Below are 1260 nucleotides of genomic sequence, written 5' to 3'. Positions count from 1 at the left end.
GTCAAGCAAGGTAAGTGGACGACCCGGTCATACCTTCTTAAGTTCGCCCTTCCTCCCTTTATTTCAGATTCAATCTGACTTACCTATTCTACCCAAGCATCCAAATGAAAAAGCCTGAACTCACCGCGACGTCTGTCGAGAAGTTTCTGATCGAAAAGTTCGACAGCGTCTCCGACCTGATGCAGCTCTCGGAGGGCGAAGAATCTCGTGCTTTCAGCTTCGATGTAGGAGGGCGTGGATATGTCCTGCGGGTAAATAGCTGCGCCGATGGTTTCTACAAAGATCGTTATGTTTATCGGCACTTTGCATCGGCCGCGCTCCCGATTCCGGAAGTGCTTGACATTGGGGAGTTCAGCGAGAGCCTGACCTATTGCATCTCCCGCCGTGCACAGGGTGTCACGTTGCAAGACCTGCCTGAAACCGAACTGCCCGCTGTTCTCCAGCCGGTCGCGGAGGCCATGGATGCGATCGCTGCGGCCGATCTTAGCCAGACGAGCGGGTTCGGCCCATTCGGACCGCAAGGAATCGGTCAATACACTACATGGCGTGATTTCATATGCGCGATTGCTGATCCCCATGTGTATCACTGGCAAACTGTGATGGACGACACCGTCAGTGCGTCCGTCGCGCAGGCTCTCGATGAGCTGATGCTTTGGGCCGAGGACTGCCCCGAAGTCCGGCACCTCGTGCATGCGGATTTCGGCTCCAACAATGTCCTGACGGACAATGGCCGCATAACAGCGGTCATTGACTGGAGCGAGGCGATGTTCGGGGATTCCCAATACGAGGTCGCCAACATCCTCTTCTGGAGGCCGTGGTTGGCTTGTATGGAGCAGCAGACGCGCTACTTCGAGCGGAGGCATCCGGAGCTTGCAGGATCGCCGCGCCTCCGGGCGTATATGCTCCGCATTGGTCTTGACCAACTCTATCAGAGCTTGGTTGACGGCAATTTCGATGATGCAGCTTGGGCGCAGGGTCGATGCGACGCAATCGTCCGATCCGGAGCCGGGACTGTCGGGCGTACACAAATCGCCCGCAGAAGCGCGGCCGTCTGGACCGATGGCTGTGTAGAAGTACTCGCCGATAGTGGAAACCGACGCCCCAGCACTCGTCCGAGGGCAAAGGAATAGAGTAGCTCGAGTTTCTCCATAATAATGTGTGAGTAGTTCCCAGATAAGGGAATTAGGGTTCCTATAGGGTTTCGCTCATGTGTTGAGCATATAAGAAACCCTTAGTATGTATTTGGATTTGTAAAATACT

1 protein-coding gene is annotated in these 1260 nt (G+C 54.9%); it reads left to right on the top strand.

Features of this window, described 5'->3' with window-relative positions:
• The first annotated feature begins 104 nt into the window (after positions 1–104).
• Positions 105–1130 (top strand): aminoglycoside O-phosphotransferase APH(4)-Ia, encoded by a 1026-nt coding sequence (gene aph(4)-Ia, locus V6V47_RS32635; RefSeq protein WP_334632406.1) that lies wholly within the window; start codon positions 105–107, stop codon positions 1128–1130.
• Positions 1131–1260: the final 130 nt, after the last annotated feature.

It is taken from the genome of Micromonospora sp. CPCC 205539, from assembly GCF_036906815.1.
Taxonomy (GTDB): domain Bacteria; phylum Actinomycetota; class Actinomycetes; order Mycobacteriales; family Micromonosporaceae; genus Micromonospora.
Note: the sequence above shows the minus strand (reverse complement) of the source record. Positions and strands in the feature narration are given on the sequence as shown.